Source organism: Streptomyces sp. NPDC059037 (assembly GCF_042740015.1).
Classification (GTDB): domain Bacteria; phylum Actinomycetota; class Actinomycetes; order Streptomycetales; family Streptomycetaceae; genus Streptomyces.
In genome coordinates this window covers 1-4490 of sequence record NZ_JBHYIG010000069.1, presented here as the reverse complement: position 1 = coordinate 4490, position 4490 = coordinate 1, and the positions used below count along the sequence as shown (strand labels likewise).

Annotated in this window: 6 protein-coding genes; 4 read left to right on the top strand and 2 right to left on the bottom strand. The window is 71.2% G+C overall.

The features are described 5' to 3' along the window. Window positions 1–179: 179 nt before the first annotated feature. The gene (locus tag ACFWY6_RS16760; RefSeq protein ID WP_384690410.1) at window positions 180–1136 is read right to left on the bottom strand and encodes an SCO0930 family lipoprotein; all 957 of its coding nucleotides are present in this window, start codon (window positions 1134–1136) and stop codon (window positions 180–182) included. A gap of 653 nt (window positions 1137–1789) precedes the next feature. Here ACFWY6_RS16760 and ACFWY6_RS16755 point away from each other — a divergent pair. Continuing rightward, window positions 1790–1918, top strand: coding sequence for a hypothetical protein (locus ACFWY6_RS16755; protein WP_266872759.1), 129 nt, complete (start codon window positions 1790–1792; stop codon window positions 1916–1918). 15 nt (window positions 1919–1933) lie between these two features. Continuing rightward, on the top strand, window positions 1934–2698 hold the full coding sequence (locus tag ACFWY6_RS16750; RefSeq protein ID WP_384690407.1) for a hypothetical protein: 765 nt from the start codon (window positions 1934–1936) through the stop codon (window positions 2696–2698). 1 nt (window position 2699) lies between these two features. Here the strand turns inward: ACFWY6_RS16750 and ACFWY6_RS16745 are convergent, their stop codons facing one another. Beyond that, window positions 2700–3341, bottom strand: coding sequence for an HAD family hydrolase (locus ACFWY6_RS16745; RefSeq protein ID WP_384690466.1), 642 nt, complete (start codon window positions 3339–3341; stop codon window positions 2700–2702). 147 nt (window positions 3342–3488) lie between these two features. On the opposite strand from ACFWY6_RS16745, the gene ACFWY6_RS16740 reads away from it, so the two are divergent. Continuing rightward, window positions 3489–3719, top strand: coding sequence for a hypothetical protein (locus ACFWY6_RS16740; RefSeq protein ID WP_384690405.1), 231 nt, complete (start codon window positions 3489–3491; stop codon window positions 3717–3719). A 185-nt stretch (window positions 3720–3904) separates the two neighbouring features. Beyond that, the gene (locus tag ACFWY6_RS16735; RefSeq protein WP_384690403.1) at window positions 3905–4444 is read left to right on the top strand and encodes a hypothetical protein; all 540 of its coding nucleotides are present in this window, start codon (window positions 3905–3907) and stop codon (window positions 4442–4444) included. Window positions 4445–4490: the final 46 nt, after the last annotated feature.

The following is a 4490-nucleotide window of genomic DNA, read 5'->3' as shown; positions in this document are numbered from 1 at the left end:
CTTCTGTCTGTGTGTTTCGCGCGAGTGCCGTGTCACACCGGCCCACACCCCCGCTCTCAGGCGCCCGTCCACCGGCGCGAGCGTGCCCTCCGCCCCCCCCCCCCTCGACCGTACGCGCACTCCTTCTGACTGTCCCCCATTCTTGGCCGGAGTTCGCCCTTTCTCGGCCGAGGTTCGGCCTACTTCGGCGCGCCGACTGGCTTTCCGTCCGGCCCGGCCGCGTACCAAGTACCGCCCACACCCTGGCCGTTGGTGTCGCCCGGCTTCTTGTCACCGGCGAAGGTGTACATCGGCCAGCAGTCGATGGTCTGCTGCTGCTGTCCGTCGGGCCGGTCGAAGACGACAAAGCCCTTCTTGAGGATTCCCTTGGTGTCGTTCTTCTCGACGGGCGGCACCACCGGCCATTTCTCCAGGCACGCGCCCGTGCAGGCGGACTTCATCGGCCAGGCGGAGTCCTTGGTGAAGCGATAGACCGTCATGCCGTTCTTGTCGACGACGATCTCGCCGAGCTCGGGGTCGTTGCGGGTGGAGAGCCCCGCCGGGTCGACGGGGGCGGTCTCGGCGGGCTCGGGCTCCGCGGCGGCCGCCTTCTTGCCGTCGGGGGCGGCGGCGTACCAAGTACCGCCCACGCCTTGGCCCTTGGCGTCGCCGGCCTTCTTGTCCTTGGCGTACCGGTACATCGGCCAGCCGTCTATGGTCAGCTGCTTGCTGCCGTCCGAGCGGGTGATCTCGCCCATCAGGGACTCGTCGACGCCGGGCGGGGCGACCGCGCCCTTGGCCGACACGACGGGCCAGGTCGTGGCGCAGGCGCCCTCGCAGTTCGACTTGGGCGGCTGGGCGGTGTCCTTGTCGAAGCGGTAGAGCGTGCGGCCCTCGCTGTCGGTGACGACCTTGCCGAGCTTCTTGCTGTCCCAGACGGCGAGTTGGCCCGCCGACTTCGCCTCCGCTCCCGCCTCCGCGTCTCCCGAGTCCGCGCCGTATCCGTCGCCGGCACCGTAACCGCCTTCGGCCGGGGCCTGGTTGCCCACGTTCTGTCCGTTGGGCGACTGGTCCCCCTTCTCCTGACCGCACGCCGTCGTCAGCGCCAGCATGGCCGCAGCTGTCGCTACGAGCGAGGCGCTCCGCCAGGTCTTCATGTTGACTCCCGCTGTCCGCTTTGCTGTTCGCGCCACCCGAGTGGGTCACGCATGGCCCTAGGTACGGGCGGGAGCGGCTGATGCGTTCAACGGGGTTCCAAGAATTTTTGTGAGGGGGCGGGTACGCGGGGGGCCACTGGGGCGATCGGCGTCAATCCCGCGATCATGGGCACCCACCTTCGGGTCATCATCGGCACGGACCGGCGTTCCTGCGGGAAGCGGCGCCCATGATCTCTGACGTGCTTGGATCATCAAGGGGCGCATCCGCCCTGGTCACGCGAGCGCTGGCACTGCTGGTGCTGGCCTGGTTATGCGGTTCGCCGGCCACCGCCGCGGCCGTTCCCTTCGACGACTGCGCCTACGCATCGGTCGATCAGTACGGCAGCGGTCCGGGGGGCGGCGCGGTGGCCGTCGCGGGTGACGGGGTGGTGTGCAGCGCCGGTCCCACGCGCCGCCCGAAGCCGCCGCCCGCGCCGCCCCCTCCGCCTCCGCCTCCGCCCGCCCCTGATCCCCCGCCACGGATCGAACCCCCGGCACCGGAGCCCCCGCCTCCACCGCCGCCCCCGGCAGCTCCCGAGCCCGCTCCGAAGCCGACGCCGACGCCGACGCCGACGCCCACGCCGGCCGTCCGCCCCAGACTCGCGCCGGCGCCCGTGAGTTACCCCTCGTACCGCACCGCACCGCGCAAGACGCCGCCCCGCAGCGGCCCGTCCCTGGTCTCGCTCACCCTGCTCGTCACCGCGCCCGCGGTGCTCGCCGCCGCCGCGCTGCGGCCGCGCTGAACCGCCGGAGGTCCCATGTCGGAATGGCTTGTTCTCACCCTCGCGATGCTCGCCGCATGCGGCGTCGTCCTCGTCATCGCCTTCCTGCGGCACCGCAGAACGAGTCCGGATTACGACCCGTCGGAGACGCCGGACGTCATCGAGTACATGACGATGATGATCGGCGTCGTGTACGCGATCGTCCTCGGTCTGGCCATCGCCGGGGTCTGGGAGGCCCGCAGCGTCGCCGAGGACCACGTCCACGCCGAGGCCCAGGCCTTGCACGAGGTCTCCGAACGGGCCCGGGTCTACCCGGAGGAGGTCCGTGACCGCATCCGCACCGACGTCCACGCGTATGTCAGTTACGTGGTGAACACGGAGTGGGACAGCATGGCCGAGAACTCCGAACTCACCGACCGTGGACAGCAGTTGCTCACCCGGGTCCGCCACGACGTGACCGACTACGAACCCAGGTCCGACTTCGAGGCGCAGGCCTATCAGCCGCTGGTCGACCAGGTCGCCGCCGCCGACGACGCCCGCAGCGCCCGAGGCGACAGCGCGGGGGCCACCATGCCCGGCGTGGTGTGGTTCGGCCTGATCGCCGGCGGTCTGGTGACCATCGGCATGATCTTCGCGCTGCAGATCCGCCGCACCCCGCGCGAACTGATCCTGGCCGGGCTCTTCTCGGCCCTGTTCGCCTTCCTGCTCTTCCTGATCTGGGACTTCGACGCGCCCTACGGCCGCGGCATCTCGGCCAGCGCGGATCCGTTCCGGGCGCTGTTCGACAACCTAGGGGGGTGAGTCAGCCGGCGACGAGCGATGCCAGCTGGGTGAGGTTGTCGATCCGCCAGTCCGCGCTCTGGACGACGGTCGGGTCGTCGGCCCACCAGTGGCCCCACGGCCCGCGCCGGATGTGCGCCGCGCGCAGGCCCGCCGCCTTCGCCGGGTAGATGTCGTGTGCGGGGTGGTCACCGACGTACACGGTCCGCTCCGGCGCGGCCTGCGCGACCTCGGCGACCCGGGCGAAGAACGACGGATCGGGCTTCGCCACGCCCCACTCCTCCGACGTGACGACGAGGTCGGCGGGCAGATCCAGGTCACGCAGCAGCTCGCCCGCGCGCGGGCTCTGATTCCCCGCGATGACGACGCGGATCCCCTGCTTGCGCAGGCCGCCGAGCGCGGGTCTCACGTCGGGATAGAGGTCGGTCTCGCTCAGATGCTCGCCGCGTCCCGCGACCTCACGGGCGTGGTACGCGGCGGCGACATCCATGTCCGGACTGAGCAGGCGCAGCGCGTCGGTGGCGTCCTGCCCCCGTGTGACCACGCTTCCCACGAGCGCGGAGACGGTGTGCCGTGGCACGCCGAGCCAGTCCGCCCAGGACGCCCAGTAACGGTCATCTTTCGTGAGGGTCTCCCCCACGCCCAACACCACAGTCTCGATCATCATCGTCCGTAGCCTAGGACTCCGCCCCACCACCGGCCGTGCGCCGCGCAGGCCTCGACGTGTGTTCGGCCGCCGCACCGCACCGGCCGCCCCCGCAGGTCCGTAAACCGGGCTGCGCCACGGCCCCGCGCGGCGCACTCTGGTGGCATGGCAGCCTGGCAGACACCCATCGTCGTTCACCCGCCCGCTTCCGACGGCGGACGGCAGGTCACCGTGCGGGGGCGGACCGTCGGTGTCGCCCACGACGACCGGGACCTGGTGGAGTTCCTGCGCCGTACGGGACTCGGCGACGCCGACATGGCGCTTGACGACCCGCATCTGGTGGAGTGGCGCGGCGGCGGGCCGCATGTGTGGGCCGCTACACCGCCGACGCCCTGATATCCCGTCATCGGGGCCGCGACACCCCGGCCCGTTCCCCTGTCCGGCCCACGCGGTTGCCCCGTTCGCGCGACAGCGATCGCGGCCACCGGGGTCCCTGCCTAGCGTTTCGGGCATCGAGGTGCATTTCAGGCGCAAGCGGAAGAAGGTCCGCGGCTGCTCCTCGGGGACCCGGAGGAATCATCATGCGCGCGATACGCGTTGCCTCGGCCGCTCTGCTCGCCGCCACCGCCCTGACCCTCACCGCCCCCACCGCGGCCGTCGCGGACGACGGCGACACGAAGAACGACATCACGTCGTTCGGCTTCCGCGTCACCCCGTCGACGATCGCCGCGGGCGGCCAGGTCACGCTCAGTGTGGACGGCTGCCAAGGCGACACGACGGTCACCTCCGGGGTCTTCGACGACGCCCATATCCCCCATGGGCAGCAGTCCGTCAACGCCCAGGTCTTCCCGGACGCCAAACCCGGCGCGATGTACGAGGTGACCTTCGACTGCAAGGGCGAGAAGGGGACGACGGATCTCACCATCGCCACGGGTCGTCCCACGCACCACCCCACCATGCACCCCACCACCCCCGTCCACCGGGGCGTGAAGGCCGGCGTCGGCGGCAGCTTCGGCGGTCTCGATCTGCACGAGATCGCTCTGGGCGGCGCCCTGATCGTGGGCACGCTCGGCACCGCTTACTACTGGACGCGCCGCCGGACCGGCGACGACAACTCCTGACCCGCCCGCCGCACGGGTCGCCGCCTGGCCGCCGACTGAATCGGGT